Below are 2,332 nucleotides of genomic sequence, written 5' to 3' on the forward strand. Positions count from 1 at the left end.
TCGACATGCCCGTACATCATGGTCGAGCTCGACCGGATGCCGACCTGGTGGGCGGTGGTGACCACATCGATCCAGGCGGAGGCGGGCAATTTGCCCTTCGTGAGCACCCAGCGGACCTCGTCGTCGAGGATCTCGGCGGCCGTACCGGGGATGGTGCCCAGGCCGGCTTCACGCAGCGCGATCAGCCAATCGCGGACACTTTCACCACCGCGAGAGGCCCCGTTGACGATCTCCATCGGGCTGAAGGCGTGGACATGCATGGACGGCACCCGTGCCTTCACCGCGCGCACCAGGTCGGCGTAGCCGGTGACGGGCAGGTCGGGGTCGATACCGCCCTGCATGCAGACCTCGGTCGCGCCGTCGACGTAGGCTTCCCAGGCCCGGTCGGCGACCTCGCCGGTGCTGAGGGTGAAGGCGTCGGCATCACCCTTGCGCTGGGCGAACGCGCAGAACCGGCAGCCCGTGTAGCAGATATTGGTGAAGTTGATATTGCGGTTCACCACGTAGGTGACATCGTCGCCGCAGACATCGCGGCGCAACTGGTCCGCGAGACCCGCGACGGCTTCCAGATCGGGTCCGTCGGCGGTGGCCAGCGCCAGGTACTGGGCATCGGTGAGGCCGGCCGGATCCCGTTCCGCGGCACGCAGCGCGTCCAGTACGTCGGCGTCCAGCCGCTGGGGCGCGGCGGCGAGGTCGCGGACCTGTTCGCGGATGGTGTCCCAGTCGCCGAACGCGTTGTCGATATCGCTGCGGGTATCGGTATTGCGCCCGGTGGTATCGATCTCGGTGTTCAGATCGGTACGACCCGCCGACTCCCAGGACTCGTCGGGTTCCTGCCAGGGCAGACCCACCGGGAGCGCGCCGGCCTTCGCCAGACCGGTCTCGGCGTCGGTCAGGGCCGCGACATGCGCGCCGATCCGCGGATCGATCCACGGGTTGCCCGCCCGCACATATTTCGGATGCGCCGACGTGCGTTCCACCAGTTCGAAACCGGCGGCCGCGGTGATCTCGGCCAGCGTGTCCAGGTTGGGCCAGGGCCGCTCGGGATTCACATGATCGGGGGTGACCGGTGAGACGCCGCCCCAGTCATCGATCCCGGCTTCCAGCAGGGCCCGGCATTCCGCCCCGGACACCAGGTTCGGCGGCGCCTGCACCGAGACATCGGGTCCGAGCAGCAGGCGGGTCACCGCGACGGTGGCCAGGAACTCCGTGAAGTCCGCGTCGGGCGCATGCCGCATGGCGGTGTCGTCCTTGGCGCGGAAGTTCTGCACGATCACTTCCTGGATATGACCGAACGCCCTGTGCTGTTTGCGGATCGCGGCGATCGTATCGGCCCGTTCGGCCATGTTCTCGCCGATACCCACCAGGACACCGGTGGTGTAGGGCACCGAGAGCCGGCCCGCGTCGGTGATGGCGCGCAGCCGTACCGCGGGGTCCTTGTCGGGGCTGCCGTAATGGCAGTTGCCCTTCTCGGTGAACAGCCGGGTCGCGGTGGTCTCGAGCATCATGCCCATCGACTGCGCCACCGGTTTCAGCCGCGAGATCTCCTCCCACGACATGACGCCGGGGTTGAGATGCGGCAGCAGCCCGGTCTCCTCGAGCACCAGGATCGATACCGCGCGCAGATAGTCGAGGGTGGAATCGTAGCCGCGTTCGTCCAGCCACTGCGCGGCCTCGGGCCAGCGGGCCTCGGGCCGGTCGCCGAGGGTGAACAGCGCTTCCTTACAGCCCAGTTCGGCGCCCCGGCGCGCGATATCGAGCACCTCGTCGGGTTCCAGGAACATCCCGCGACCCTGTGCCCGCAACTTGCCCGGCACCGTCACGAAGGTGCAGTAGTGGCAGGTATCGCGGCACAGATGGGTCAGCGGAATGAAGACATTGCGCGAATAGGTGATGGTGGCGGGCCGTCCGGCCGAGGCCAGCCCGGCGTCGCGTACCCGGGCGGCACTGCGGCACAGGTCGGCGAGGTCGTCGCCGCGCGCGTGCAGCAGAACCGTGGCCTCGTCGACGTTCAGTGTGACCCCGTCACGTGCCCGGCGCAGCGCCCGGCGCATGGCGGACGGGGGCGGCACGGGGGTCGGGACGGTCGGTTCGGGTAGTTCGGTCACGCCCTCGATCATGCGGCACACATCCGGAACTGTCTCCTCCCAGGTCATTGAGCTTTCACAACCCCGGTTCAACTCGGGCTATTCCGTGCAGGTCGGGGCTGTGTTCATGGCGGCGCCTCCGGCGCCGCGGGTCGGGGCCCTGTGACCCCGATTCTTCCCTCCTCCGCTCAGTCGCTGCGCTCCTTCGCTCCGTCGGTCCAGAATCGGGGGCGGGCCCCGACCAC

At 68.6% G+C, this 2,332-nt stretch carries 1 protein-coding gene; it reads right to left on the minus strand.

What is annotated here, in order from left to right; translation table 11 throughout:
• On the minus strand, positions 1-2,120 hold a 2,120-nt coding region (locus tag AB0H42_RS35570), incomplete at its 3' end, for a bifunctional FO biosynthesis protein CofGH (protein ID WP_357064249.1).
• Positions 2,121-2,332 lie beyond the last annotated feature (212 nt).

Source organism: Nocardia sp. NPDC050799, assembly GCF_040654015.1.
Lineage (GTDB): Bacteria > Actinomycetota > Actinomycetes > Mycobacteriales > Mycobacteriaceae > Nocardia.